The following is a 26,221-nucleotide window of genomic DNA, read 5'->3' as shown; positions in this document are numbered from 1 at the left end:
GGTCAGTTCAGGGTCTCAAGCAAGAGTTCAGCCTCTCGACGCTGATCAGGGCTACCCTCATTGAGAATCTCTTTGAGAATATCCTTGGCACCGTCCGAGTCCTCCATCTCGATATATGCACGCGCAAGATCGAGCTTGGTTTCGATCTCATCTGCACCATCGAGCAGATTCATCGAGTCCAGGAGATCGGGCTCTTCCTCCAACTCCTCAGCGCTGTCTTCCTCCAGCGCTATCTCATCGTCGGTGGAGGAAAGCAGACTATCGAGCTCCGCATCCAGATCCATCTCGAGATCGTGAGCGATGTTGGCAGTAAGTTCATCCTCCACCAACTCGTTCTGAGTCGGCTTACGCTCAACCGGCTCATCCTCTTCCGGCTCGAACGAGGCCAACATCGCATCAAGATCATCGAACTCATTTACTGGAGTAGACGATGCATCCTCTGCAATCTCGTCCTCTTCAATCCCAACAACGGATTGCATCAACTCCTCGATATCATCGTCCTCTTCGAACGACTCATCCTCCGGAGTGATATCAACCGTACCGAGATTTACCGCCGCATCATCGGATTCGAACTCGACCTCTGCATCTGTCAACGGCTCCAGATCCTCGTCAGAGGTCTCTGGCAGCGAACCCAGGCCCTCTTTCTTCTCCGCCGGATCCTCAGCGAAGAAATCATCCAGGAAATCATCATCAGCACCGCTGGCTGACAACTCTTCCGACGCCGGATCTACGGAGAAATCCAGGCCAGCCAGCTCATCCTCTTCGACGGCGGCTTCCTGACCGACATCCTCAGCCCCCTCATCCGTGTCCGACAGCGCTTTGGCAAGGTCGAATTCGAGGTCATCGGGCAGATCCAGCAGCTCCTCTTCTTCCGCCTGCTGTCTGGGCGTATCGATCGAGAAGTCCAACCCATCGATCGAGTCATCCTCGTCCACTTCTTCCGTAGAAGATGACTGTTCGAGTTCAGGCTCGTCCAGCGGGCCTGGCAGATCATCAGCGAAATCATCAGCGCCAGCGGTCTCAGAGAGCAGATCATCCAGACCGGTGTCGATATCATCGTCGCCCTGGACCTCAGCACTGCCAGCGAGGATGTCGTCCAATGCGGAATCGAGCGACTCATCAGCCTGAGGCGCCGACTCGATCTCTTCGATACCAAGATCAAACTCTTCGTCGTCGATCGCTCCGCTTACCGGCTGCGACGCCGCCGACGCACTTTCATCCAGATCGAGCTCCATATCCATATCGAGATCAAGATCGAGATCGTCAATCTCGTCAGGCTCACTGACTGCCAACGGCGCCGCTTCGACCGAAGGTTCCGCTTCGACCTCTTCCGGCTCACTTGCTGCAGCCGCCACCGCACCGGCGGCGGCTGCGGTAGCCGCCATCTGCGGAATGGCATCGGCGTCGGCTTTTACTGATTTTTCAGTCTGCAGGAAAGGCTCCGCCGATTCAGGCTCTCGACTCTTTCTCTTGCGCAGCGCCAGCAACAAGCCCAGCAGGATCGCCACAGCCCCCGCTCCGATGGCGCCCAGGTAGGTGGGGCTTTGCATCACCTTATCGACGAAGCTGCCACTATTGGCAGACGCTGCAGCCGCCTCTTTCTGCTGAAGCTGCTGCTGCATCAGTGCCAACTCGCGATCTTTGAGTTCGATCAGGCGCTGTAACTTATCCAGCTGCGATGCTATGGCATCGACCTTATCGTTCAGCTCGGTATTCTCACGCTCGATAACCGAGATTGACTCCTGCGTGACGAGCAGCCGGTTTTCCAGCTCTTCATTGCGCTGAATCAGCGCCTGAGCCTGCTCCGAGGCCATCTCATCCTGGGCTCCTGCCGACTGCTCGCTGCCGGCCTGCTCATTCGCGGACATATCATCCGAGGTAGCCGACTGCGCAGAGGCGTCGATAGCACCACCTTCAGGTGCCACTACCTTCAACTGGCTTGCAGGATCATCCGAGGCGCCAGCGTCTGCCGACGCTGCCTGCTGTTCAGGCTTGGCCGGCTCCGAAGGCTTTCCCGTATCGCTGGCCTCTTTCGCCTTCATGGTTTCGGCAGCGGGCTGCGAAGCGCTACGCCCCTGACGCCAGGCCTGAGTCTGGCGCGCTGCTTCCGCTCGCGCCTGTGCCGGTGTCAGAGTGTTGATCTCATCAAGCGTCGGCAAACGCATGACGGTACCCGCCTTCATGACATTGATATTGCCGGTAGGAAAGGATTCGGGATTCTTTCGCACCAACGCCAACATCATCTGCTCGGGAGTGACCTGACTGCTGGGGCGATGTTTTAGCGCCAACTCCCACAACGTAGTCTGCACGTCCACATAGACCTCGGAATTCGGGTCCATGCGGGTTTTTATATTGGATACGTTTTCGGGGCGGGCAGGTTTGGAGGTCAGCGGTTGCGCCGTCGTCGACCGCGGCATGCTAGCAGCTGTGGATTCTGCTTGCTGCACACTGGTCACTCCCGGCACCGGCGTTGGATCGAACACCGGAGGATCGAGCAACAGCGTATATTCCCGTACCAGACGGCCCGCCGGCCAGTTCACCTCAACCAAAAAGTTCAGGAACGGCTCTTTGATCGGCGCCGTGGATTTCATCCGGATAATTCCGGAACCGTCCGGCATTACTCGGACATCGAAGCTCACATCGGATAAAAACCTCGACTTACTGATTCCGGCGAGCGAAAACTCGTCGATATCGGCCATACGAGGCTGAATCTGAAGAGGCGACAAGTCGCGCACTTGCAGCAGTTTTATCTCGGCGTTGAGTGGTTCGTTAAGCGCGGAGTTTACCCGGATTTCACCCAGTCCTAGAGCATTGGCTTGGGTGGCGCTAAGAGCCCCGGCAACCGCGAGGCTTAAGGCAAGTTTGCGCAGCATTGATTTGATTCCCTCTTGTATGACTCGCGCCCTCCGATGAATATGCCACCAAAATCAGAGAGTTGCGTTTCCAGCGTCATCGCCAAGTATCATTGATAACTGCCGCGTGGGTCAAGACGGTGTCCAAACAGATGTTTATACACACCAAATTTCCCTAATCGGCGCCATTTTTTACTGAGAACAGCGCTGTTTCTGCCAGCTATCCGCGATCTGGATGGCGTTCAGCGCACTGCCCTTACGGAGGTTATCGGTCACTGCGCAGATTCCAAAAGCACAATCACCGCCCTCTTCAAGTCGCAACCTGTCCACATGCACCAGATCATTCCCTGCAGCCGAACCTACCGGCGTGACCGGATCGGCACTGCGATTCAGGCTCAGGCCGGGCGCTTTCCCGAACAGTGAAGCTGCACGTTCAAGATCGACCGGATGGGCCGTTTCAGCCTGCAATGTAACGGCGACACCATAAAAGATCGGCAGTTGCAAAACATTGACAACGATCTCGATCTGGTCATCATCGAGCAACTCTCGAACCTCTATTGCAAATCGACGTTCCACGTCAGAGAAGCCCGTGCCATCAAGAGCACCAACCTGAGGTACCAGGTTAAACGCATACTGCGTCGCAAATAACGAGGCTTCCGCATCGCGACCGTTAAGCAGACGAGCGGTTTCCGCCGCCAGCGCCTCGACCCCCTTATGCCCCAATGAGGCGGCAGACTGCATGGCGACTGCATTCAGACGCAACACCTGGTAGTCAGCCTGCAGCGGTGCCAGCGCCATCGCTGCGGCGATACTCGCCGCATCCGGACAGCCAACCACGTCTCCACGCTGAATTGAGGAGAGCTTCTCGCCATTGACCTCCGGCACAATCAACACCGCGTCAGACTGACGAGATGGAAAAAGGTCGATAAGTAGCGCACCACTCGCTTTTATCCGCGTCAGCTGCGCGGAGTCGAGATCGGGGTCACACAGAAAGGCGACATCAAGATCGGACTCTATCTCCGCACTCTCGATCGGTTTGACCCTGACCGAGCTACCACGAAACATAAGTGCACGCCCGGCCTCATCTTCACGGTCGTACAGCCGCAGACGCTCAACCTTGAGGTCATGAGCATCAAGGAGTTCAAACAGGTTTTCACCGGCCAGGGTACTGGGACCAAAAATCGCTACATTCACTCTCAACAAAACCTATTAGCGGTTAAAAACAAAACAGCCCGGCCAGTCGTCATCGACCGGACCGGGCTGGTTATCGGCTCGTGCCTTGGATCAACCTTCCAGCAGGATCCGCAGCATGCGGCGCAGCGGCTCTGCTGCGCCCCAGAGCAACTGGTCGCCGACACTGAATGCGTTCAGGTAGTCGGGACCCATCTTCATCTTACGCAGACGACCGACCGGGATGCCCAGAGTGCCGGTCACCTTGGCCGGCGACAGATCGCGCATGGTGATCTCGCGCTCGTTCGGCACCACACTGACCCAATCATTCGCCTCTGCGATCATCGCCTCGATCTCATCCAGCGGCGCATTCCTGGTCAGCTTGACGGTAAATGCCTGGCTGTGACAGCGCATGGCACCGATACGCACGCAGGTACCGTCGATCGGCACCGGAGAATCAGACAGACCCAGGATCTTGTTGGTCTCGACGAAGCCCTTCCACTCCTCCTTGCTCTGACCCTCTTCGACCGCTTTGTCGATCCAAGGGATCAGTGAGCCGGCCAGCGGCACACCGAAATTAGCAGTGGCAAATTCGTCCGAGCGCATGGTGTCGGCAACCTGACGATCGATATCCAGTATCGCGGATGACGGATTGGCCAGCAACGCTTCGGAACCGGCGTGGATCTGCCCCATCTGCTTGATCAGCTCGCGCATGTTCTGTGCACCGGCGCCGGAAGCCGCCTGATAGGTCATGGAGCTGATCCACTCGACCAGCCCCGCCTTGAACAGGCCACCGAGGCCCATCAGCATCAGCGACACGGTGCAGTTGCCGCCAATATAATTTTTGACGCCTTTGCTCAGACCGTTCTTGATCACGTCCAGGTTGACCGGATCGAGCACGATGATGCTGTCGTCCGCCATACGCAGAGTCGAAGCGGCATCGATCCAGTAACCCTCCCAGCCGGCGGCACGCAACTTGCCGAACACCTCGGTCGTGTAGTCACCACCCTGGCAGGAGATAATCGCGTCCATCTGTTTCAGCTCGTCAATATCGCGAGCGTCCTTCAGTGCCGGAATCGCCTTGCCGATCTCCGGTCCGGCAGCGCCAACCTGAGAAGTGGTGAAAAATACCGGCTCGTCAATGTGATCGAAGTCCTTCTCCTCCAGCATACGCTGCATCAGGACCGATCCGACCATTCCTCGCCAGCCTACAAAACCTACACGCTTCATTCGTGCCCCCAATAATATGGATTTCTATTAGCCTACCCGCTCTAAACAGGGTGCCGACAGATACAGCAACGGGACGAGCTTGCGCCCATCCCGCCTAGAACCCGTCGGCTATCTCAGCTTAGCTGTTCAGTGCTGCGACCACAGCGTCACCCATTTCGGATGTGCTGACCTGGCGCATACCTTCAGACAGGATATCGGGCGTTCTCAGCCCCTGATCCAGTACCTTGCTGACGGCCGCTTCGATCGCATCGGCCGCTTCGCCCTGATCAAGCGAGTAACGTAACATCATAGCCGCTGACAGGATGGTTGCCAACGGGTTAGCCTTGCCCTGACCCGCGATATCGGGCGCCGAACCATGACAGGGTTCGTACATACCTTTACCGTTTTTATCCAGTGACGCGGAGGGCAGCATGCCGATGGAACCGGTCAGCATCGCCGCCGCATCGGAGAGGATATCGCCGAACATGTTGCCGGTGACGATCACGTCGAACTGCTTGGGCGCGCGCACCAGCTGCATGGCGGCGTTGTCGACGTACATATGGCTCAGTTCGACATCCGGATACTCGGCCTTGAGCTCCTCCATGATCTCGCGCCAGAGCACGGTCACTTCCAGCACGTTGGCCTTGTCGACCGAACAGAGCTTCTTGTTGCGCGCCCGGGCGGCCTCGAACGCGACCCGGCCGATACGGCGGATCTCGTTCTCGTCGTAGACGTAGGTGTTGTAGCCCTCGCGAATACCACCCTCTTTTTCACGAATGCCGCGCGGCTTGCCGAAGTAGATGCCGCCGGTCAGTTCGCGCACGATCAGGATATCGAGGCCCGATACGACCTCCTCCTTCAGCGTCGAGGCGTGCGCCAGCTGGGGATAGAGAATCGCCGGGCGCAGGTTACCGAAGAGCTCAAGTTCGGTGCGCAGCCCGAGCAGCCCTTTCTCGGGACGGATCTGGAAATCGGGATTGGTATCCCACTTGGGACCACCAACAGCTCCCAGCAGAATCGCGTCCGCCGCCTTGGCGGCCGACAGCGTCTCTTCCGGCAACGGTTTACCGTACGCGTCAATGGCTGAGCCACCGACTAGCGCTTCGCTCAGCTCGAGCCCCAGAGAAAACTTCTCGCTGACAACCTCCAACACCTTACGAGTTTCAGCCACGATCTCCGGCCCAATTCCATCACCCGGCAGCAGCAGTACGTTCTTGCTCATTGTCATGTCCTGAATCCTGTATCAATCAGTTATGGATAGCGTCAAACAGCCAGGGCGCCTCCTGGCGACGGCGCGTCTCGTAGGCTTTGATATCCTCGGCATACTGCAGGGTCAAACCGATATCATCCAGCCCATTGAGCAGGCAGTGCTTGCGGAAGGCATCAACCTCAAACGCAAACTCATCACCCGACGGGCTAATCACAACCTGGCGCTCGAGATCGACGGTCAGCTGATACCCCTGATTGGCCTCAACCTCTTTGAACAGCTGGTCGACCTGGGCCTCGTTCAGCACAATCGGCAGCAGACCGTTCTTGAAGCAGTTGTTGTAGAAGATATCGGCAAAGCTCGGCGCGATGATCACGCGGAAGCCGTAATCATCCAGCGCCCAGGGTGCATGCTCACGACTGGAGCCGCAGCCGAAGTTCTCCCGCGCCAGCAGCACACTGGCACCGGCATAGCGCGGCTGATTGAGCACGAACTCGGTATTCAGGGGGCGCCCCGAACAATCCTGGTCCGGCTGGCCCTCATCCAGATAGCGCAGCTCGTCGAACAGGTTGGGCCCAAAGCCAGCCCGCTTGATCGACTTCAGAAACTGCTTCGGGATGATCATATCGGTATCGACATTGGCGCGATCCAGCGGAGCCGCGATACCGGTGTGCAGAGTAAATTTTTTCATCTCGCCACTCCTTACTGGGCCATCAATTCGCGCACATCAACAAAATGCCCAACGACCGCCGCCGCTGCCGCCATCGCGGGGCTTACCAGATGGGTACGCCCGCCAAAGCCCTGACGCCCCTCGAAGTTACGATTCGAGGTAGACGCGCAGTGCTCACCCGGGCCGAGCTTATCAGGGTTCATCGCCAGACACATCGAGCAACCCGGTTCGCGCCACTCCATACCGGCCTCAATGAAAATCTTATCCAGTCCTTCCGCTTCTGCCTGCGCCTTGACCAGACCGGAGCCCGGTACCACCAGCGCCTGCTTCAACGTAGCGGCGACCTTGCGCCCCTTGACCACCTCGGCAGCAGCGCGCAGGTCCTCGATACGGGAGTTGGTGCAGGAGCCGATAAACACGCGATCAAGCTGAATATCGGTAATCTTCTGATCGGCGCTCAGCCCCATGTATTTCAGCGCACGCCGAATACCATCCGCCTTGACCGCATCCGACTCTTTTTCCGGGTTGGGCACGCTACCGTCGACCGCGACCACCATCTCCGGCGAAGTTCCCCAGGTCACCTGGGGCTTGATATCTTCGGCACGAATCTCGACCACGCGATCGAACTTGGCATCCGCGTCGGATACCAGAGACTTCCAGGCCGCAGCCGCCTGCTCGAACAACTCGCCCTGCGGCGCAAAGGCGCGGCCGCGGAAATACTCGATCGTCTTCTCGTCGACCGCCACCAGGCCAACACGCGCACCCGCCTCGATCGCCATGTTACAGATCGTCATGCGCCCCTCTACGGAGAGACTGCGAATCGCCGAGCCGCCGAATTCGATAGCGCATCCCGTGCCACCGGCAGTGCCGATCACACCGATAATGTGCAGCACTACATCCTTAGCGGTAACGCCAGCCCCCAGCTCACCGTCAACACGGACCAGCATGTTCTTCATCTTTTTCGCGATCAGGCACTGGGTGGCGAGTACATGCTCCACCTCGGATGTGCCGATACCGTGCGCCAGCGCGCCGAAGGCACCGTGAGTCGAGGTATGGGAGTCACCACAGACCACGGTGGAACCGGGCAGTGTCATCCCCTGCTCAGGGCCGACCACGTGCACGATCCCCTGCCGGGTATCGTTCATCTTGAATTCGACGATGCCGAAATCGTCGCAGTTGGAGTCCAGCGTCTTGACCTGAATCCGCGATACTGGGTCGACGATCTCATCGACCCCGCCTGAGCGCGCGGTCGTCGGAACGTTGTGATCCGGGGTAGCCAGGTTGGCATCGATACGCCAGGGTTTACGCCCCGCCAGACGCAGCCCCTCGAACGCCTGCGGAGAGGTCACTTCGTGAAGGATCTGGCGATCGATGTAGATCAACGAGCTGCCATCCTCATTCTGGCGCACCAGATGGGCTTCCCAGAGCTTGTCGTAGAGGGTTTTACCGGCCATCAGCGTGTCCCCGTGCTTGTGTTAGGTAGGTAAGTGTAGGCTGATGCTAGAGCAGTTGCTTCAAATAGACAAATTCATTATTTTTCTAAAAAGCATTCCATTTAAGAATACAATTATTCGCGGATCCGCCCATGTTGCAACCAAAGATGGATAGTGCCAGCCTAGTCGCATTCGTGCAGGTCTCTGAATCGGGCTCCTTTTCCCAGGCTGCCGAGCAGATGTTTTTAACCCAGTCGGCAGTGAGCAAACGCGTCGCACTACTGGAGCAGCAACTTGATACCCGGCTGTTCGATCGAATCGGCCGACAGGTCAGCCTGACGGAGGCGGGGCGCACGCTGCTACCGCAGGCGAGGGACATTCTGCACGCTCTGGAAGATGCCGCCCGCTCGCTGCAAAACCTCTCAGGTCATGTCAGTGGCAAATTATCGTTGGCGGCCAGCCACCATATCAGCCTCCATCGACTACCGCCTGTACTGCGAGCCTACACGCAACGCTTCCCCCAGGTCGCGCTCAACCTGCGATTCGACGAATCCGAGATTGCTTACGAGGGGGTGCTCAAAGGCGACCTGGAACTCGCCCTGATCACCCTGGCGCCGCAGTCAGATCCACGCATCCACAGCGAAACCCTTTGGGTCGACTCCCTGCAGTATGTCGTGGCCAGCGATCACCCACTGGCCCAGCTCAGCAAACCTGACCTCAGCGCATTGAATCGCTATCCGGCACTGCTGCCCGCCCCCGATACTTTCACCTATCAACTGGTACAGAAGCAGCTGGCACGCCTGGGTCTGGAACCGAACCTGGGCATGAGCACCAACTATCTGGATACGATCAGAATGATGGTACGTATCGGCCTCGGCTGGAGCCTGCTGCCGGAATCGATGATCGATAGCGGGCTGACACGCCTACCCATAACCGACCGACCGATCCACCGCCCCCTCGGCCTTATCTACCACCGGGACCGTACGCTTACCAACGCCGCGCGAGAGCTGGTGAAAATGCTCCGGGATACCTGCCCGCCGCCGGCATCCGATAGCCGATAAACCTAGAGCGAGGGCGAACTTAGGAGGATACACGCTGGCCATTGTCCACCGCCGCACGGTAAGATCGCCTCATAAAATTTGTGCACTTGGAGATGGTTGTGGCGGATGATCTGCTGAAAATGATGCAGCAGTGGATGGCACATCTGGAAAACAACGTCGGCACCACATCGGACAGCGACCCTTTCCAGCCCTGGTGGCAACTGCTGAAGGATCAACTGGCCACCGACGACCCGTTGCCGCCGCAACAGGCGGAGCTGATGGCCCTGCTCACCCAGCAGTCGCTCGAATTCACCCGCTTTGCAGAGCAGTTGATTAACCAGCTGGAGCAAAGCGGCTCCCACAGCGAGATGAACGGGCTGGTAAACCAGTTTCACAACCACCTTCGAGGCCTGACCCAGGAGTGGATACTGAAGCGCTGGCAGCTACCCGAGCAGTTGGGAGCGCTGTTTCGGACCCATAGTTTCCAGGATGATCTGCTGCTCGACAATCCCTTCATCCACGGCGTGAAAAGCCTGCTCAACACCCCTTCGATACTGGGTTTACAGCACAGCCTGCAGCGCCAACTAAAAGAGGGGGTCGACCTGCTGATCGAGTACGAGCAGGCCCTACGCGACTACTCCGCTCACTATGCAGAGATCAATACCAGTGCAACGTCCCGCTTTCTCGAACGGATAGAACAGTCATCCCCTGCGATAGATTCGCTTGGCCAGCTACACGACCTCTGGGTCGAGGCCTATGAAAGCGGTTACGCGGAGCGGATAGCCACAGCAGGATACCGGGATGCTCACGGCCGTATCAGCAACTCGGTCATGGCCCTGCGACAGTTCCTGCAGGATCTGCGTAATACTCAGCTACAGCAACTGGGCATACCCAACAGTACGCAACTGGATCTTATATTCCAGCGACTTAACGACCAGCGGCGCGAACTGAAGCAGCTGCGTCGTGAAGTTGCCGCGCTCAGCTCTCTGCGTGAAGAGATGGAACAGTTCAAGCGCCATAGCGCGCCCGCCCGAAAGGCGGGCCGCAATACGCCGAAGCGGCCAAAAAGCGAAGACAAGGCATGAAGGGATTAAAACTGAATCCGGATACCATCCGGGATGAGCTGTCGCTTTTCAATCAGCGCCTCCAGCAAAGCTACGAGACGCTGAAAACGATCGATGGTGTCGAAGTCGGCACGACCCCCCGCACCGAGATATACCGCAACGACAAAACCCGCCTTTACCATTACACGGCGCGCGGCCAGGCCCAGACCAAAACACCGGTGCTGATCTGTTACGCCCTGGTCAACCGCCCCTACATAGCCGACCTGCAGCCCGACCGGTCGCTGATCGCCGCGCTGCTGGATCAGGGCATACCGGTGTACCTGATCGACTGGGGTTACCCGGACGAAGGGGACCGATATCTCGATTTGGATGACTATATCGAGGATTACCTGGACAGTTGTGTGACCGCCTGCGCAGAGCACGCGACCAGCGACCAGATCAATCTGCTTGGCATATGCCAGGGCGGCACGTTCAGCCTCTGTTACGCAGCGCTACATCCGGAACGGGTGCGCAATTTGATCGCAATGGTCACCCCGGTAGACTTTCAGACCGAGGACTTCATTCTCAGCCACCTTGCGATGAAAGTAGATGCGGACCTGGCCGTGGCTACCTACGGTAACATCCCCGGAGAGGTACTGAACGATACCTACAACTCGCTGATGCCGATGCGGCTGGGCGTACAGAAAAACCTTGGCCTGCCGGCTCAGCTTAGCGATCGAGACAAGGCTCTTAATTTCCTGCGCATGGAACAGTGGATCAATGACGGTCCCGACCAGGCGGGCGAAGCGTTCCGCAGCTTCATTCAGCAGTTCTTTCAACAGAATCTGCTGCTCAGGGGAGAGGTGAGAATCGGTTCGAAAAAGGTTGATCTGAAAGCGATTAACCAGCCGATCCTGAATATCATAGGCGCTCATGACCACCTGGTTCCGCCCTCCTCATCGCGGGCACTGGAAGCCGCGACGTCCAGCCAGGACTACAACGAGCTGTGCATTAAGGCGGGTCATATCGGCGTGTTTGTCAGCAGCCGAGCACTGAAGCAGGTCCCCGAAAGCATCGCGCGCTGGCTCAAGGCGCGCGATTAACCTTTAACCCTTTTTACTTTTCTCCTCGTCGTCGCCGCTCTCCGGCTTCGACTCCTGTTTGGACTCGTCCTTAGCCCCCTCGTTGCGCGGCGAGAACATGTTCCAAACGGCCATATTCTGGTCGGCGATTCGGTTCATCATGGTCAGCGGGTTCGCTGCTCCGATCATGGTCTGCATCTGTTCGCGAATGCGGTCCTGATGCTCCAGAAAAGCAGCGATACTCTGCTCAAGATACTGGCTCATCATTCCCTGCATACTGTCACCGTAGAAACGGATCAGCTGCTGCAACACCTGATTGGTCAATAGAGTGCCATGCCCCTCCGCTTCCTGCTCGCTGATGATCTGCAGGAGGATATTGCGGGTCAGGTCATTCCCGGTTTTCGAGTCTTGAACCTGGAACTGTTCACCGTTGAGGACAAGCTGTTTGACATCCTCCAGCGTCACATAACAGCTGCGAGAGGTATCATACAGCCGGCGGTTGGTGTACTTCCTCAATATGCGCACGTCTGTCTCCTTCATTGCCTCGCTTCTACCTCGAACTGGATCAGTCCTTACGGTCATCGTTGCGGCCGTACTGACTCATCATGCTAAATAACATTTTTTGAAATGCCTCCATGGAGCCCACGCCCTGGCTCATGTAAGGCTTGAGCAGTGTCAACGGGTCGTAGCCCTCCGCACCCGCATTCATCTGCTCGCGAACGCGACTGATCATCTCATCCTGCAGTGCAGCGACATCGGGCAGTCCCAACGCCCTGCGCAGCTCCTCGGGGGTCATGTCGATATTGATCGTGAATTTCATACCAGCCCCTCAATCCCCGACCTCTCCGGCCGCTCTGCTAACTATTTGAATAGTAGTATAAGACCCTTGGCACAATACAGCGTCAAGCGCTATTTTGCTGCACCTTTTCCGGATATATCCAGACAGAAGTCAACACTATAGCGACAAGGCAAGCGAGTGCTGAAACCAGGAAAGCGGGCAGCCCCCCTCCCTGTTGCCATATCAAACCCGCAACAACGGAGCCGAGCAGGCCACCGGCACCGAACCCCAGACTGGAAAACAGTGCCTGCCCGCGCCCTTGCGCGTAGGTCGGGAAATAGTGCTGCACCAGCGCGATACCCGCGATATGCAGACTGCCGAAACTGGCCGCGTGCAGCAGTTGAGCCAACACCAGTGGCAGGATATAGGCGGGCAGCAGAGCGGTAACCACCCAGCGCAACACGCTCAGCCACAGGCTGACCAGCATAATGTGGCGCAAAGACCAGCGCTGCAGAACGCGGCGCATATAGATGAACAACACCACCTCGGCCAGCACACCAAGGGACCAAAGCATACCAATGACGCCGCGAGTGTAGTCCAACTGCTCCAGCATGGGACTGAAGAAGCTGTAGTAGGGTCCGTGACCAAACTGGATCAGGAAACAGACCGCAAAGAAGGCGAGCACCTGCGGCCGCCTAAGCAGCGGCAGGAATGCCTGACCAGCTTGCACCTCGGACTCTGCCACCCTCTCCTGCCGCTGATGAACGACCAGTGTGTTCAACCAGATCAGCACCAGCAGCGCCAGTAACACCCAAGGCAGCATACGGATATGAACCAACTCCATCAGATAGCCGGTAGCGGAAACCGAGGCGATAAATCCGATTGAGCCCCAGACTCTGATGCGGCTGTAGTCGTGCTTATCCTCACCGAGATAACGCAGGGTTACCACTTCGAACTGAGGCAGTATCGCGTTCCAAAAGAAACTGAACGCCAAGGTAACCAAGGCGATATAAAGCGCCCGATCGGCCCAAAAGATGAGTGCAAAAACGAGCCAGGCCGCCAGAGATCCGAGCCGCACAATACGCATCCTGCGACCACTGCGGTCCGCCAACCACCCCCACAGAGAGGGCGCGATGATGCGGGTCGCGTGCAGCATCCCCATCAGCACGCCGATCAACTCCGGACCGAAGCCGAAGGATTGCAGGTAGAGGCTCCAGTAAGGCACCAGAGCACCAAGAAAGGCGAAGTAGAACAGATAAAACCCGGACAGCCGGGTACGGGGTATCGTCGCCGACGCCTGCATCAAGCCGCCACCCACTTAGCTACCCGAGAAGGCGTCTAGGATGTACTGCGGCAACGCGAAGCTGCCGGCATGGATCTGCGGATTGTAGTAGCGGGTACGGATACCTGAAGCCCGGTAACGCCGATCCAACGCATCCAGCGCCACCTGCCGCAATGCGGGATCGTCACTGGCCCAGGCAAAGGTCATCAGCCCTCCGGCATAGGTCGGCACCGCCGCGCAATAGAAGCTCTGGTCGGCAAACAGTGGCGACAACCGGTGATGGGTATTAAGCACCTCATCCAGCTGCAGGAACGCGACACCGTTCTGCGCAACGAAGACCCCTCCGGGATTCAGGCAGCGCTTGCAGCCGGCATAGAATTCGCTGGTGAACAACACTTCGCCTGGCCCCACGGGATCGGTACAGTCCGAAATGATCAGGTCGTAGCGCTCGCTGGTGTCACGCACGAAATCGACGCCGTCGGCAATCACGACATTGGCCCGGGGATCGTCGAACGCACCAGCGGAGTGGTTGGGAAGATAGCGTCGGCACATATCGATTACCGCTTGATCGATCTCGACCTGGGTAACCGCTTCCACCGTCGGATGCTTGAGCACCTCACGCAGCATACCGCCATCACCCCCGCCAATGATCAATACCCGCGCCACACCACCGTGCGCCAGCAGGGGCAAATGGGTAAGCATCTCGTGGTAGATGAACTCGTCACGCTCCGTGGTCTGTACTATGCCGTCAAGCGCCATCACCCGACCGAAGGTCGCGTTACGAAAAATCAGCAACTCCTGATGTTCGGTGCGATGCTCAAACAGCAACTCATCAACGGTGAAGCACTGTCCATAGCCGTTATGAAGTGTCTCAACGAAGGTGGTCGTCATCGATCGCTATCCGTCCTCGCAGAATCTCCTGAACACGGGTTTCGGTCGGCTCAAAGGCACGCTCGAGTACCGCAATGGTCTGCTCCGGCCGAGCATCTCCGCACATAAACACATCGAAGGCCGCAAACTCACGCTCCGGCCAGGTATGCACACTGATATGCGACTCGGCGAGTACGGCCACACCGGATATGCCGCCATTAGGCGTGAAATGGTGCAGATGCAGGTGCAGCAGCGTAGCACCCGCGGCTCTTACCGAGTCGCGCAGCGCATGCTCCATTCGCTCCAGCTCGTCCAGGTTGGACGCACCCAGCAGATCGATGATCAGGTGGGTACCGGCAAAGCGATACCCCGCCCTCTCGATAAAATAGTCCTTGCGCGTCTCTTTGTTACCCGGAGCATAGGCAGGCCAATCCCCTTTGCCAGAGGACAGCGTCTGATCGGGCTTGTCTGTCAGATCATCCATACTCGTTGCTCCGGAATTCAAGGCCACAGTGTTTGCGCCCTCGCGGGTTAGCTCAGCACCGGGATAGTACGCTCCACATCCCCATTTTGGGCACGATTACGCAACAGGTGATCCAACAGCACAATGGCCACCATCGCCTCGGCGATCGGTGTCGCGCGAATACCGACACAGGGATCGTGCCGCCCTTTGGTTACAACCTCGATCGCTTCGCCCTGGCTATTGATACTGCGCCCTGGCAGACGCAGGCTGGAGGTCGGCTTCAGCGCGATACTGGCCAGGATATCCTGACCGCTGGAGATCCCGCCGAGAATGCCACCGGCATGATTGGAGAGGAAACTTTCCGGGGTCATCTCGTCCCGGTGCTCCGTCCCCTTCTGCTCCACTACGGCAAAACCATCACCGATCTCCACCCCCTTCACCGCATTGATACTCATCAGCGCATGGGCCAGCTCCGCATCCAGGCGGTCGAAGATCGGTTCACCCAGGCCAACCGGCACCCCGGACGCAACCACATTGATCCGCGCACCGATTGAGTTACCCTCTTTGCGCAGCGCATCCATGTATTCTTCCATTTCAGCGACCGCTTCGGCATCGGGCGAAAAGAACGGATTCTGATCAACCTGACTCCAGTCGAACCGGGTCGGATCGATCGCCACCGGCCCGAGCTGGGCCAGATAACCGCGTACCTGAACACCATACTTGGCCAACACCTTCTTGGCCAACGCGCCGGCGGCCACCCGCATCGCCGTTTCCCGAGCTGACGAACGCCCACCCCCGCGATAGTCGCGAATGCCGTACTTCTGACTGTAGGTGTAGTCAGCGTGGGCCGGTCGGAAGGTATCCTTGATGTCACTGTAATCCTTGGAGCGCTGATCGGTATTCTCAATCAGCATACCTATCGGGGTACCTGTGGTACGACCTTCGAACACGCCTGAAAGTATGCGCACTTCGTCGGCCTCACGTCGCTGGGTGGTATGGCGCGAAGTGCCGGGCTTGCGCCTATCCAGTTCGACCTGCAGCTCGGCTTCACTGATCTCGATACCTGGAGGGCAGCCATCGATAATACAGCCAAGCGCTGGGCCATGACTCTCACCAAAGGTGGTCAGGGTAAAGAGTTTGCCAATGCTATTTCCGGACATCGCTTCTATCCTGTCTCGCCGCGCCCCGTCGGGACACCATCATATTCTATCTGAGTGCTGACGCAGTTCCTGCGCCGTAATACAAAACACGCCGTTGCCGCCCCGTTCGAGCTCGATCCACATCAATGGCAGGTCGGGGTACTGCTCCATCAGGTGCACTTCGGAGTTCCCCACCTCGACGACGAGAAGTCCGTCATCGCTCAGGTAGCGCCCCGCTTCTCGCAGTATTTGTCGCGTAATATCCAAGCCATCGTCGCCCGAACCGAGCGCCAGATCCGGCTCATGCCTATATTCGTCAGGCATACTGGCCAAATCCTGAGCATCCACATAGGGCGGATTGCTGACGATCAGGTCATAGGGCTGTGCCGGGTCCAGGGCGCCGAACAGATCACTGTGGACGACCTGCACGCGATCGGTCAGTTGATGGCGCTTGATATTGCCCGTCGCTACTGCCAGCGCATCTTCCGAGATATCGACCAGGTCGACGCAGGCCTCGGGAAAGACCAGCGCGGTCGCGATGCCGATGCAACCGCTGCCGGTGCACAGGTCCAGCACGCGCTCAACCGGCCCAGGCCGCAACCAGGGCTCATAGCCGTTCTCGATCAGTTCGGCAATGGGTGAACGCGGAATCAGCACCCGCTCATCCACGTTGAACGCCAACCCCATGAACCAGGCCTCGCCGGTAATATAGGGTAGCGGCTTACGCAGCTCGACACGCTGACTCAGGTACTCCAGAACACGACGTTTTTCACTGCGCGTTAACCGGGCGTCGAGCACTTCCGGACGGGTATTCCAAGGCAGATGAACCGCGTTTAACACCAGCTGTACGGCCTCATCCCAGGCGTTGTCCGTACCATGACCAAAATAGAGGCCATGCTCATGGAACGCACTCAGACTGAAACGCACGAAATCACGCAGGCTTTCCAATTCGTCGAGCAGAGATGCTTGATCCAGATTCATCGCAGGTCCGATAATGGGCGTTTTACAGGCCGCACATGTTAAAGAAAACGTACCTCAAACGCTATGACTGATGAACCGCAATCCGATCTAACCGACTTTAAGCGTGCTGTCGCCGACGTCAGTCCGCTGCGGAATGATCGCGCATCGCTGAAACGTGATGGCAAGCCCAGCCCATCTCAAACTCATCACTACAGACGTCAGGCCGCAGAGCAGGAGAGCGAAGCTTTCGTCGACGGCCTGTCGACAACGGCGGTCGAGATTATCGAATCGGAACAGGATCTACTGTTTGCCAGCTCCGGCATACAGGTCCGGCAGATGAAGAAACTGCGCCGCGGCCATATCCCCTGGCAGGCGGGACTGGATCTGCACGGCTACACTCTCGACCAGGCACGTGAGGAGCTATCACGTTTTATACGAGACTGTGAGGCTCGCGGGCTACGTTGTGCGCTGATTGTGCATGGCAAGTCATACTCCCAACCCGGCCAACCTGCACTGATGAAATCCCACGTCAACGACTGGCTACGCCAACTCGCCCCAGTGCTGGCATTTTGTTCAGCTCAGCCAGCCGATGGAGGCGCCGGTGCTGTTTATGTGCTACTTAAACAAAAACCGGCGCGTTAATCGCACTTTTCTTTACCTGACACGAGCGATGACGTACCTTAAGCGCTTTTTTCGACCCGGTCGGGCCACATATCTCTCTGATGGAGCCACAGATGGAAGAATCCTACGCCAAAATCATCGAATCACTCGGTGAAGATCTGCAACGCGAGGGTTTGAAGGACACGCCTAAACGTGCAGCGAAGGCGATGCAGTTTATGACCCGAGGCTACCAGCAGTCGCTGGAAGAGGTGGTCAACGGCGCCCTCTTTCCGTCTGATAACAGCGAGATGGTGCTGGTAAAAAATATCGAGCTCTATTCGATGTGTGAGCACCACCTGCTGCCGTTTATCGGCAAAGCCCATGTTGCCTACATTCCCGACGGGCGCGTGGTTGGACTGTCGAAGATTGCCCGCATCGTGGACATGTATGCCCGCCGACTTCAGATCCAGGAAAACATGACCAAGGAGATTGCGGAAGCGATCCAGCAGGTCACCGGCGCTCTGGGTGTCGGCGTGGTGATTGAGGCTCAGCACATGTGCATGATGATGCGTGGCGTAGAGAAACAGAATGCGGAGATGAAAACCTCGATGATGCTGGGGACGTTCAGATCCAATCCGGCCACCCGCGCCGAGTTCCTGTCATTGGTCAGCTGAGTCAGCCTCCACAGTCTCAACATCCTGCACCCCGATACCGGCCTCCGGGTCGGGTCTGACCGCCGCCAGCTCCTCGAACAGATCGAGTTGGCGGCGCGCCATTCTCCGACCGACATCGATCAGCGCTTTGGCGCGATGAAACTCGTGAAAACCGCCAACCTCCTTCGGCACCCGGATTACCAGATCCGGGCTGTAACCGGCAATTTTGTAGCGAGTAAGAGCGCCCTGCATCACCTCCATCGAATTCAGCAGCACGGCAAAGCGCCCCATGCGGGCTGGCGACCTGTTTTGCTGATGCTCGAGATCTTCGGGATCCAGATGCATGGCAACAGAGTCACGCGAGGCGTTAACATCAACCGCGATGATCAGGTCGGCATGAGCCGCTACGGTCGCCACGATCGGCAAGGGATTTAGCACACCGCCATCGACCAACACGCGCTCGCCGCGAATAACAGGCGATACGATTCCGGGAATCGCTATCGACGCACGCATCGCCTGCAACAGACTACCGCGCTGAAACCAGACCTCCTTGTTGCTGGTCAGATCGGCCGCCACCGCTGTATAGGCTATGGGGAGTGTCTCGATCGCCGGATCACCGATCAGCTCCCTCAATCGGGCGAACACCTTGTCGCCGCTGAACAGGCTATTTTTGAAATTCAGGTCAAGCAGGCGGACAACATCGATCCAGCGCAAGGTTTCGACCCAGGCACGATACGCCTCCATACCACCGGCCGCATAAAGACCTCCGATCATCGCCCCCATCGAGGACCCGGCAATACAGGTCACCTGGTACCCCCTGGCCTCAAGCTCCTCTATCACACCAATATGTGCATATCCGCGCGCGCCCCCTGTCCCCAACACCAGAGATACCTTTGTCATAACTACTCCTGATCAGTCAGTATCACCACCGCCACTTGCCTGCGCCCGCCCAACACGCTCGGCGAAAGTGCGCCGGCACCGTGGGCGTCGATTCGGTTAGGCGCGATGCCTTCCGCCAACACCTGGTCGCGTAACCGCAGCGCCAGCTCACGGGATTGACGCAGGCTCAACTCGATATCGCGCCCAGCCTGGTGCAACACCAAAACCAAGTGTTTCTCCGGACGCTCCTCCAGCAGCGCCGCCATAGCGCGGATCGCATTGTCCGGCGACTCAGGCCAATCTGGTAACTCGGCATAACCCTGCTGCTCAAGCACCTGCGCCCAACCCTGATCGTCGCTTGAGGCGTCTACCAACCAGTCGAGATGCAGAAAGACCCGACCGTTGCCCCGCCGCACGGCATACACCACCAGATAGTTCACCCCTCTTCTCGCCGCCAGGTAGAACTGACTCTCATCGACGCCGTATAGTCGCGATGTATCGAAAAGATCGTTGGCCCAGATGTTACTGGCCCCGCACTGCCGCCCACTGCACTCAAACAGCATTTCGGCACCTGCATCCTGCAACTGCCCCCGCAGATATCGAAACCCATCCTCCGGCGAATGACCGACCGGCAGTTGCCAGGTTGTCCGTTCCAATTTGCCGCTCAATCGAAGCTCGCGATCGGTCCTGATCAGACGATTGATCTTGACCACACCACCGAGCATAACCCTGTACTCCTGCGCATCGATGGCTATTTGTTGAATCTGGCGACTGCGTGGAAACGGCTCCAGAAAATCCGGCAGTTCGGCAAGCGCGAGCCCTCCCTCCAGCAGACTCATTACCAGCAATATCGGTAGGATAACGTTCCTGTTCATCAAGCGAGCGCCTCCTTTCTGGCAAATACAGTTTTATGCAAATCGCGATAAAAAGCGTTTACCGCATCAGCTACCAGATCAACCGTCGCCGGCTCCAGGTGTGGATGATGTCCACCGGCAAACTCGAGCAGTCGCAATTGCGCAAGCGAGTTCAGTCTCTGTCGCGTTTCATCTGTCGCTATCCCCTCTTCAGCGAGACAAACAAGGACCGGCATTTCAATCACGCGAAACAACGCTTGAACCTGATCCTCGCTGAAGCGCAACAGCGAAGGCGCCAGCAAGCGTGGATCGTGGGCCCAACCGTAGCCACCCGGCACCTGCTTCAGCGCTCTGGACACCAAGTGGTTGGCGGCGCCCTCGCCAACAGGGAAGCGTCCCCGCATTCTTGCCGCAACCATGCGCGCTGGATCTTGATACACGACGGACGAAGACTTTGCACTGGTATGCCACTCCAGTGCGGCCTGCAACTGCTCGGGCATATCCGCGGCTTCGATCGTCAGAGGCCCAAGCCCCTCAAGCATCACCAGGCTTTGAATCCGCTCCGGCAACACTGCCGCGAGAACCGACGCTACCGCCGCACCGAGAGAGTGTCCCAGCAAATGAACCTTCTGCAGACTCAGTGCCTCAATTACCATCCGAAGATCGAGCACGTAGTCCCAGATAGCATACCAACTGCTTTGATCGCGCCAATCGGATCGACCGTGGCCGGCGAGATCGACCGCAATAACGCGATATCCCTCCAGCCGAGGGGCCAGCTCCATAAAGCTTGCGGCATTATCCAGCCAACCATGCACCGCCAGCACTGTCCGATCCGCAGGTCCACCAAAATCGATCGCCGCCAGACGACGGCCACCGATATCGATACTGAGCTCATTGATACTCATAAATTTCCTTAGCGGTTTTCCTTTCCCAAGCATAACCGATTCGTTAGGATCCCACACAGACCGAAGCAAGGAGCCACCGATGCCGTTACTGGAGCGCACCGCACTGACGCGGGAGCAGAGAGTCTTTTTTCTCACCTTCACCCTTCTGGTACTGATAGCCCCCTTTTATTATCAACCCAATCTTGGCGGCGAGGGGCTGATGCTGCCCTATAACGCCAGCATCTGGGCGGCAAGCCTGATCACCATGACAGGCGGCCTATTCGCCATGCTCAAGCATGAAACCTTTGTTTACCCCCGACATTTCGGTCTGCTTATGCTATTCCCTGCGGGTTTGGTATTGGGTGGATTCCTGACCGGGATCGAGCGCCCCGCGGAGTGGCTGATCCGCCTCGGTGTGATCCTGGGCGGAATGCTGTTCTGGTTCTCGCTATTCCAGTACCGCCTGACTCGCCGTCAAGTCGACACTGCCATCTATCTGGTACTGGCCAGTATCATGATCCAGGGCCTGATCGGCCTTAGCCAGATACTGCCCAACAACCCATTCAAAGGCCTCATGCCCTGGGTATCCGGCAAGGTTCCCGCCGGCATCTACCAGCAGGCGAACCTGCATGCGTCGATGATGGCCACAGGCATAGCTCTGGCGCTGTACCAGGCCACGACACCCGCCTTTTTACGCATGCGTTGGCCCTTCAAAGCTCTGGTTTTGATGACACTGCTCTTAGCGAGTGCAAATATTGTCACCATAGGATCCCGAGTCGGCTACCTGGGGCTGGTGATTGCACTGACGTTGCTTATTCTTTCTCGCGGCCGATTACTGTTCAGGCGCAAGCTGACCACTGCATTGCTGGTCGCTGCGATTGCCGGGGGCGCGGCGATCGGCCTGAATGCAAGTGACACAGGCACTATTAAAACCCTCGCCAAAATTGAGCGTTTGACCGCTAATGAAGGCGTCAGCGGCGACGCCCGTCCCCATATCTACCGACTGGCATGGCATACCTTCCTGCAGTCGCCGCTCATCGGGCATGGGATAGGCAGCTTCCAGCATGTCTTTCAGGAGAACAGGCCAGCTTACTACCAGCAAGTTCCCAACTATAAGCTGGATGACAAACGCTTCAGCCACCCCCACAACGAACTGCTGTTTTGGATGATCGAAGGTGGCATTTTGGCGCTGCTCTCGATCGCCGCCGCCGCTGTCGCCGTTGTTTGGCAACTGATACAGATGGGTTGGCAAAGAGGCGCCGCCATGGCGGCGCTGCTGGCACCGATCGCACTGCACACCCAGGTAGAGCTTCCTTTCTACATATCCAGCATCCACTGGATAATATTGCTGATTCTACTGTTCCTCTGCTTCCAGAGCGGCAAACAGGTGCGGAGAATACAACTCAGTCGTCCGGCCCAAAACGGGGTACGCGTTACCGCGCTATTTGCGACTCCATTACTGATAATATTCCTTGCTCACGCGCTGCTAGCCACTTCCGGATTAGTTCAATATATGCGCAGCAAAGGCACCCAGCCCAAACACCTGGCCCCAGCCATGAACGATTTCTACTTTAGAGAGATGGGCGAGTATTTCTGGATGCGTGCGCTGCTTTATCGAGAGATGCATCAGAAGGTGACGGATCACACCCAAGAATTCATCGACTGGGCGCATCACTATACCCAACAGACTCCAGACAAGCTGGTCTACACGGATATAGCCCGGGCCTACCTGCACCTGGGCGAGCAGCAGCAGGCTATCGAGACCCTGGCCCATGTCAGAGCTATTTATCCAGACGACAAACAGCTGGAGAAGTTCGAGGACGCGGTGGTGAGTGGTCGGTTTACAGCCGACACCAGTGACGAAGCGACCCCATCCCCGCTGCCGGCCAGTCAAGCTCAATAACGGCGATCTCACCCGGAGTGGGGCTGAATCCAGCCCCACTGTCACCTTCACACAGAAGCCCGATCAACCGCCCGACAAGCGGCTGATGCCCCACCAACAGCAATGAAGTATCACCATCAACGCCTTCAGTGAAATATCGCTCCAGCATTGTTAGTGTCTGGCCTGGAACGGCCTGCGGCAACAGCAGATCGCTAATTTCCTGCTGAACGGAGAGAGACAGAAAAGGGAGTAGCGCCTCCGCCGTTTCACGCGCCCTGCGCCAGGGGCTGGATACCAACCAGGACACCCGGCCCAGAGGCTCACGAAGCGCACTGGCGCTTTGGTAGAGATGCGCCAGAGCGGCTGCTGTGACGGGCCGCTCTGAATCTGAATCCCTACCGACCACCGCTTCGCAGTGGCGCATCAGCATCAACCGCACCGCTTAGCTCCGCGGCAGTACGAACTCGACATCGCTGGCCTGCTGATTGAGCATCATGCGTTTGGCAACTTCCTGCACAGGAGCCCCTTCGAAGACCACTTGATAGAGACCGTCCACCAGCGGCATATAGACCTCTTTCTCGGCGGCCTTGTTGCGCACCTGGCGCAGGGTATTGACCCCTTCAGCAACCTCGCCCAGCGTGTCGATCGCTTCCTGCAAGGTTTTCCCCTGACCCAGCGCGTAACCAACACGATAGTTACGACTCAGTGGCGACATGCAGGTAACGATCAGATCGCCCACGCCGGCCAGCCCAAGGAAGGTCAGCGGATTTGCCCCCATACTGACTGCAAAGCGACTCATCTCGGCCAAGCTGCGGGTCAACAGCATGCTTTTGGTGTTCTCCCCCATACCGAATGCCGCGCTCATGCCCGCCGCTATGGCATAGATGTTTTTCAATGTACCACCGAGTTCGACGCCATAGGTATCGCTACTGGCGTAGACGCGAAAATAACCACTGTGGAGCAACGCCTGAATGCTGTCGCGCAGCTGCTCATCACTAGAGGCGATTACCGTTCCCGTCAGCTCCCGTTGCGCTACCTCCTTGGCCAAATTGGGGCCACTGAGGACACCGACCCGTGCATCCGGCAACTCCTGGGATATCACCTCACTCATCAGGCAAAAAGTGCCTGCCTCTATGCCCTTGGTGGTACTGACCAGGATCTGCCCGGGCTTGATCCAGGGTCGCGCCTGGCGCGCAACTTCGCGCACCGCACTAGAGGGCACGGATACGAATACGATATCTACACCATCAAGCGCCTGTGCCATATCCGATGTGGCAATCAAACCTTCAGACAAGCTCACCCCGGGCAGATAGCGCCGGTTTTCGTGAACCGCGTTAATCTGCTCGGCGGCATCGGCATCGCGCATCCACAGGCGAACCTCTCGCCCCTTTTCAGCGATCATATTGGCGATCACGGTGCCGAAATTGCCGCCGCCGAGTACTGCCACTGCAGCAGAACTGCTCATACGCTCCTCCGCCTGAAAACTGTTCAGCGTTCGTCGATACTATCGAGCAATCGATTTATGCCATAGAAGGCCAGTTTGACCACCCCGAAGGCAACCACCGCCAACCCCAAAAACAGCAACAACTGACGCGGATCCTCAGTGCGCCCATAACCCGCAAGCCCCACAGCCGCAAAAAACGCACTGGCGATGATCGCCAACAGGTTGCTGATTCGACCCGTACGATGCCGATCCAAACGTCCGCCCTCTATCAATCCTGCTTTTGCCGTTCGCTGTCGTCCGGAGACTGATCATCACTCGACTCACGAACCTCCTCGCTAGGCTGTTCCACACCGGTAACCTCAGGATCCGCAACAGGCGCGATATCAGGGGCGCTGTCCGGCTCGCCCGCTCGCTTATCCTCACCCTCTTGACCCGCTTCCTGTTCGGCTTCGACAGCCAGTTGCTCCGGTGAAGCCTGATCATCGGCGACCAGCTGCTCGGATTCAACAACGACCGCCTCAGCGTCGGAGGAGTCTTCCAGATCAGTCGGCTCGTCTTCTTTAGCTTCCACCTTGTCAGTCTTAATAGCAGGCTCCAACAGCAACTCCGCGTCGGGATGGATACACTCAAGCTTGACGCCGGTTTCCTCCTCGATCTGCGGAATCATGAATGAATCATCCTCACAGGCGAAGCAGATCGAAGTACCTGTCGCGCCGGCACGCCCGGTACGCCCAATGCGGTGGACATAGTCATCCGCATCGTCCGGGAGCTGATAATTGATAACGTGGGTGACACCATCAATATGGATCCCCCGCCCGGCCACATCGGTGGCAACCAGCACCTGGATTTTGCCGCTGCGGAAATCTTCCAGCGTCTTCAAACGCTTGTTCTGCGGAATCTCGCCCGACATCAACGCGGCGCTCAGACCATCCTTACGTAGCTTCTCTGCCAATGACCGGGTTTCGTGACGTCGATTGCAGAAAACAATTGCGCGGTCGATACCATGCGCCCGCAGATAATTGATCAGCAGACGATATTTTTCATGACTGGAGACCAGGAACACCTTTTGCGACACGCTGTCGGTGGTCTTGCGTTCGGACTCGATCTCGATGCGCACCGGATCGACGGTCCACTGCTGCGCCAGACGCATGATCTCGTCGGTGAAGGTCGCACTGTAGAGCAGAGTCTGACGCTCCGGCCCCTTCCGTGGCGTGTGGCGAATGATGGTCCGCACATCGGGGATGAACCCCATGCTCAACATTCTGTCCGCCTCATCCAGGACCAGCACCTCGACGTTGTAAAGATCGACCTCTTTTCCGCGCACAAAGTCGATCAGTCGACCCGGTGTCGCCACCAGGATGTCGACCGGCCCTCGCGCAAGATCCTTGCGCTGACGCTCGTAGTCCATACCGCCCACCAGGGAGACAACGCTGAGCTCCGTATATTTGCACAACCCTTCGGCATCCGAGGCGATCTGAAGCGCCAGCTCGCGGGTCGGCGCGATGATCAGGGCGCGGGGTTCGGCAAGCTTGCGCCGGGCGTCGAGGGGAAAATCGAGCAGGTCGGTGATAATGCCAATCAGAAAGGCCGCCGTCTTACCGGTTCCGGTTTGCGCCTTGCCGATCATATCCATACCGGCCAGAGCAGGTTCTATGGTTTCAGCCTGGATCGGCGTGCAGTATTCGAATCCGAGATCCGCGATGGCATGCATCAACACATCCGGCAGCTTGAAATCATGGAAACGCTTCTTGCCTTCAACCGCCGCGACCTTGAAGCTCTCCGGCGTCCAGCTCATGGCTGCAGCGGCGCGCGGTTTGCGTGAACGCC

At 57.8% G+C, this 26,221-nt stretch carries 25 protein-coding genes and 1 pseudogene; 6 read left to right on the top strand and 20 right to left on the bottom strand.

Features of this window, described 5'->3' with window-relative positions; translation table 11 throughout:
- Nucleotides 1–2: 2 nt before the first annotated feature.
- The 6 genes from IEX40_RS07870 to leuC all read right to left on the bottom strand — a co-directional run bounded on the left by IEX40_RS07870 (nt 3) and on the right by leuC (nt 8,562).
- Complete coding sequence (locus IEX40_RS07870) at nt 3–2,873, bottom strand: motility hub landmark protein FimV (protein WP_188747041.1); 2,871 nt, start codon at nt 2,871–2,873, stop codon at nt 3–5.
- A gap of 171 nt (nt 2,874–3,044) precedes the next feature.
- Nucleotides 3,045–4,046 carry an Asd/ArgC dimerization domain-containing protein gene (locus tag IEX40_RS07865; RefSeq protein ID WP_188747039.1) on the bottom strand — a complete coding sequence of 334 codons (1,002 nt, stop codon included), beginning with the start codon at nt 4,044–4,046 and terminating at the stop codon, nt 3,045–3,047.
- A 90-nt stretch (nt 4,047–4,136) separates the two neighbouring features.
- The gene (gene asd / locus IEX40_RS07860) at nt 4,137–5,252 is read right to left on the bottom strand and encodes an aspartate-semialdehyde dehydrogenase (protein WP_188747037.1); all 1,116 of its coding nucleotides are present in this window, start codon (nt 5,250–5,252) and stop codon (nt 4,137–4,139) included.
- Between the two features lie 118 nt (nt 5,253–5,370).
- Nucleotides 5,371–6,453, bottom strand: a complete 1,083-nt coding sequence (gene leuB, locus IEX40_RS07855) for a 3-isopropylmalate dehydrogenase (RefSeq protein ID WP_188747035.1) — start codon at nt 6,451–6,453, stop codon at nt 5,371–5,373.
- 25 nt (nt 6,454–6,478) lie between these two features.
- Nucleotides 6,479–7,129: a 3-isopropylmalate dehydratase small subunit gene (leuD, locus tag IEX40_RS07850; protein WP_188747033.1), complete on the bottom strand. Its 651-nt coding sequence runs from the start codon at nt 7,127–7,129 to the stop codon at nt 6,479–6,481.
- 11 nt (nt 7,130–7,140) lie between these two features.
- Entirely contained in the window at nt 7,141–8,562 is a 1,422-nt protein-coding gene (gene leuC, locus IEX40_RS07845; protein WP_188747031.1) for a 3-isopropylmalate dehydratase large subunit, read from the bottom strand.
- 131 nt (nt 8,563–8,693) lie between these two features.
- Between leuC and IEX40_RS07840 the strand changes: the two genes are divergently transcribed.
- The 3 genes from IEX40_RS07840 (at nt 8,694) to phaC (ending at nt 11,727) form a co-directional block, all read left to right on the top strand.
- Nucleotides 8,694–9,602 carry a LysR family transcriptional regulator gene (locus IEX40_RS07840; RefSeq protein WP_308421598.1) on the top strand — a complete coding sequence of 303 codons (909 nt, stop codon included), beginning with the start codon at nt 8,694–8,696 and terminating at the stop codon, nt 9,600–9,602.
- 98 nt (nt 9,603–9,700) lie between these two features.
- Complete coding sequence (locus IEX40_RS07835) at nt 9,701–10,666, top strand: poly(R)-hydroxyalkanoic acid synthase subunit PhaE (RefSeq protein WP_188747029.1); 966 nt, start codon at nt 9,701–9,703, stop codon at nt 10,664–10,666.
- A complete protein-coding gene (phaC, locus tag IEX40_RS07830) occupies nt 10,663–11,727 on the top strand; it encodes a class III poly(R)-hydroxyalkanoic acid synthase subunit PhaC (protein ID WP_188747027.1) in 1,065 nt (354 codons plus the stop codon). Before IEX40_RS07835 ends, phaC begins: the two co-directional genes overlap by 4 nt.
- Before the next feature lie 3 nt (nt 11,728–11,730).
- On the opposite strand, the gene phaR is transcribed toward phaC, so the two are convergent.
- The 7 genes from phaR to prmB all read right to left on the bottom strand — a co-directional run bounded on the left by phaR (nt 11,731) and on the right by prmB (nt 17,219).
- Complete coding sequence (gene phaR, locus IEX40_RS07825) at nt 11,731–12,231, bottom strand: polyhydroxyalkanoate synthesis repressor PhaR (protein ID WP_188747025.1); 501 nt, start codon at nt 12,229–12,231, stop codon at nt 11,731–11,733.
- Between the two features lie 40 nt (nt 12,232–12,271).
- Nucleotides 12,272–12,526 carry a DUF6489 family protein gene (locus IEX40_RS07820; protein WP_188747022.1) on the bottom strand — a complete coding sequence of 85 codons (255 nt, stop codon included), beginning with the start codon at nt 12,524–12,526 and terminating at the stop codon, nt 12,272–12,274.
- 82 nt (nt 12,527–12,608) lie between these two features.
- Complete coding sequence (locus IEX40_RS07815) at nt 12,609–13,787, bottom strand: MFS transporter (RefSeq protein WP_188747020.1); 1,179 nt, start codon at nt 13,785–13,787, stop codon at nt 12,609–12,611.
- Nucleotides 13,788–13,802: 15 nt separating this feature from the next.
- Nucleotides 13,803–14,657: a polyamine aminopropyltransferase gene (gene speE / locus IEX40_RS07810; protein ID WP_188747018.1), complete on the bottom strand. Its 855-nt coding sequence runs from the start codon at nt 14,655–14,657 to the stop codon at nt 13,803–13,805.
- Nucleotides 14,638–15,120 (bottom strand): adenosylmethionine decarboxylase, encoded by a 483-nt coding sequence (gene speD / locus IEX40_RS07805; protein WP_188747016.1) that lies wholly within the window; start codon nt 15,118–15,120, stop codon nt 14,638–14,640. The genes speE and speD overlap by 20 nt, the downstream gene beginning before the upstream one ends.
- Before the next feature lie 47 nt (nt 15,121–15,167).
- Nucleotides 15,168–16,259, bottom strand: coding sequence for a chorismate synthase (gene aroC, locus IEX40_RS07800; protein WP_188747015.1), 1,092 nt, complete (start codon nt 16,257–16,259; stop codon nt 15,168–15,170).
- 39 nt (nt 16,260–16,298) lie between these two features.
- Nucleotides 16,299–17,219, bottom strand: a complete 921-nt coding sequence (prmB, locus tag IEX40_RS07795; protein ID WP_188747013.1) for a 50S ribosomal protein L3 N(5)-glutamine methyltransferase — start codon at nt 17,217–17,219, stop codon at nt 16,299–16,301.
- A 63-nt stretch (nt 17,220–17,282) separates the two neighbouring features.
- Between prmB and IEX40_RS07790 the strand changes: the two genes are divergently transcribed.
- Complete coding sequence (locus tag IEX40_RS07790) at nt 17,283–17,840, top strand: Smr/MutS family protein (protein WP_188747011.1); 558 nt, start codon at nt 17,283–17,285, stop codon at nt 17,838–17,840.
- A 92-nt stretch (nt 17,841–17,932) separates the two neighbouring features.
- Nucleotides 17,933–18,472 (top strand): GTP cyclohydrolase I FolE, encoded by a 540-nt coding sequence (gene folE, locus IEX40_RS07785; protein ID WP_188747009.1) that lies wholly within the window; start codon nt 17,933–17,935, stop codon nt 18,470–18,472.
- On the opposite strand, the gene IEX40_RS07780 is transcribed toward folE, so the two are convergent.
- The 3 genes from IEX40_RS07780 to IEX40_RS07770 are packed head-to-tail and all read right to left on the bottom strand — an operon-like array spanning nt 18,458 to nt 21,089.
- Complete coding sequence (locus IEX40_RS07780) at nt 18,458–19,351, bottom strand: patatin-like phospholipase family protein (protein ID WP_188747007.1); 894 nt, start codon at nt 19,349–19,351, stop codon at nt 18,458–18,460. The two genes, folE and IEX40_RS07780, sit on opposite strands and share 15 nt — an antisense overlap.
- Before the next feature lie 2 nt (nt 19,352–19,353).
- Nucleotides 19,354–20,205 (bottom strand): DUF4892 domain-containing protein, encoded by an 852-nt coding sequence (locus IEX40_RS07775; RefSeq protein WP_188747005.1) that lies wholly within the window; start codon nt 20,203–20,205, stop codon nt 19,354–19,356.
- Nucleotides 20,205–21,089 (bottom strand): alpha/beta fold hydrolase, encoded by an 885-nt coding sequence (locus IEX40_RS07770; RefSeq protein ID WP_188747004.1) that lies wholly within the window; start codon nt 21,087–21,089, stop codon nt 20,205–20,207. Before IEX40_RS07770 ends, IEX40_RS07775 begins: the two co-directional genes overlap by 1 nt.
- 199 nt (nt 21,090–21,288) lie before the next feature.
- On the opposite strand from IEX40_RS07770, the gene IEX40_RS07765 reads away from it, so the two are divergent.
- Nucleotides 21,289–22,971, top strand: coding sequence for a PglL family O-oligosaccharyltransferase (locus tag IEX40_RS07765; protein ID WP_188747002.1), 1,683 nt, complete (start codon nt 21,289–21,291; stop codon nt 22,969–22,971).
- Here IEX40_RS07765 and IEX40_RS07760 read toward each other — a convergent pair.
- From IEX40_RS07760 to rhlB, 4 genes and pseudogenes are all read right to left on the bottom strand, one after another.
- Nucleotides 22,910–23,389 carry a SixA phosphatase family protein gene (locus IEX40_RS07760; protein WP_188747000.1) on the bottom strand — a complete coding sequence of 160 codons (480 nt, stop codon included), beginning with the start codon at nt 23,387–23,389 and terminating at the stop codon, nt 22,910–22,912. The two genes, IEX40_RS07765 and IEX40_RS07760, sit on opposite strands and share 62 nt — an antisense overlap.
- 3 nt (nt 23,390–23,392) lie before the next feature.
- Nucleotides 23,393–24,415 carry an NAD(P)H-dependent glycerol-3-phosphate dehydrogenase gene (locus IEX40_RS07755; RefSeq protein ID WP_188746998.1) on the bottom strand — a complete coding sequence of 341 codons (1,023 nt, stop codon included), beginning with the start codon at nt 24,413–24,415 and terminating at the stop codon, nt 23,393–23,395.
- Nucleotides 24,416–24,438: 23 nt separating this feature from the next.
- A complete protein-coding gene (locus IEX40_RS07750; protein WP_188746996.1) occupies nt 24,439–24,648 on the bottom strand; it encodes a hypothetical protein in 210 nt (69 codons plus the stop codon).
- 344 nt (nt 24,649–24,992) lie between these two features.
- Nucleotides 24,993–26,189: pseudogene (gene rhlB, locus IEX40_RS07745) on the bottom strand (ATP-dependent RNA helicase RhlB); the annotation flags it as partial.
- Between the last annotated feature and the right edge of the window lie 32 nt (nt 26,190–26,221).

Source organism: Marinobacterium zhoushanense (assembly GCF_014641945.1).
Lineage (GTDB): Bacteria > Pseudomonadota > Gammaproteobacteria > Pseudomonadales > Balneatricaceae > Marinobacterium_D > Marinobacterium_D zhoushanense.
Note: the sequence above shows the minus strand (reverse complement) of the source record. Positions and strands in the feature narration are given on the sequence as shown.

Excerpts from the sequence above, each read along its gene's own strand:
- folE (WP_188747009.1), top strand. The coding sequence starts at position 17,933 with ATGGAAGAATCCTACGCCAAAATCATCGAATCACTCGGTGAAGATCTG.
- phaC (WP_188747027.1), top strand. The coding sequence starts at position 10,663 with ATGAAGGGATTAAAACTGAATCCGGATACCATCCGGGATGAGCTGTCG.
- speD (WP_188747016.1), bottom strand. The coding sequence starts at position 15,120 with ATGGATGATCTGACAGACAAGCCCGATCAGACGCTGTCCTCTGGCAAA.
- IEX40_RS07765 (WP_188747002.1), top strand. The coding sequence starts at position 21,289 with ATGCTGCCCTATAACGCCAGCATCTGGGCGGCAAGCCTGATCACCATG.
- aroC (WP_188747015.1), bottom strand. The coding sequence starts at position 16,259 with ATGTCCGGAAATAGCATTGGCAAACTCTTTACCCTGACCACCTTTGGT.
- asd (WP_188747037.1), bottom strand. The coding sequence starts at position 5,252 with ATGAAGCGTGTAGGTTTTGTAGGCTGGCGAGGAATGGTCGGATCGGTC.
- IEX40_RS07820 (WP_188747022.1), bottom strand. The coding sequence starts at position 12,526 with ATGAAATTCACGATCAATATCGACATGACCCCCGAGGAGCTGCGCAGG.
- leuC (WP_188747031.1), bottom strand. The coding sequence starts at position 8,562 with ATGGCCGGTAAAACCCTCTACGACAAGCTCTGGGAAGCCCATCTGGTG.
- IEX40_RS07790 (WP_188747011.1), top strand. The coding sequence starts at position 17,283 with ATGACTGATGAACCGCAATCCGATCTAACCGACTTTAAGCGTGCTGTC.
- IEX40_RS07775 (WP_188747005.1), bottom strand. The coding sequence starts at position 20,205 with ATGAACAGGAACGTTATCCTACCGATATTGCTGGTAATGAGTCTGCTG.
- speE (WP_188747018.1), bottom strand. The coding sequence starts at position 14,657 with ATGACGACCACCTTCGTTGAGACACTTCATAACGGCTATGGACAGTGC.
- IEX40_RS07840 (WP_308421598.1), top strand. The coding sequence starts at position 8,694 with ATGTTGCAACCAAAGATGGATAGTGCCAGCCTAGTCGCATTCGTGCAG.
- IEX40_RS07770 (WP_188747004.1), bottom strand. The coding sequence starts at position 21,089 with ATGAGTATCAATGAGCTCAGTATCGATATCGGTGGCCGTCGTCTGGCG.
- IEX40_RS07755 (WP_188746998.1), bottom strand. The coding sequence starts at position 24,415 with ATGAGCAGTTCTGCTGCAGTGGCAGTACTCGGCGGCGGCAATTTCGGC.
- leuB (WP_188747035.1), bottom strand. The coding sequence starts at position 6,453 with ATGAGCAAGAACGTACTGCTGCTGCCGGGTGATGGAATTGGGCCGGAG.
- IEX40_RS07815 (WP_188747020.1), bottom strand. The coding sequence starts at position 13,787 with ATGCAGGCGTCGGCGACGATACCCCGTACCCGGCTGTCCGGGTTTTAT.
- prmB (WP_188747013.1), bottom strand. The coding sequence starts at position 17,219 with ATGAATCTGGATCAAGCATCTCTGCTCGACGAATTGGAAAGCCTGCGT.
- leuD (WP_188747033.1), bottom strand. The coding sequence starts at position 7,129 with ATGAAAAAATTTACTCTGCACACCGGTATCGCGGCTCCGCTGGATCGC.
- IEX40_RS07870 (WP_188747041.1), bottom strand. The coding sequence starts at position 2,873 with ATGCTGCGCAAACTTGCCTTAAGCCTCGCGGTTGCCGGGGCTCTTAGC.
- IEX40_RS07780 (WP_188747007.1), bottom strand. The coding sequence starts at position 19,351 with ATGACAAAGGTATCTCTGGTGTTGGGGACAGGGGGCGCGCGCGGATAT.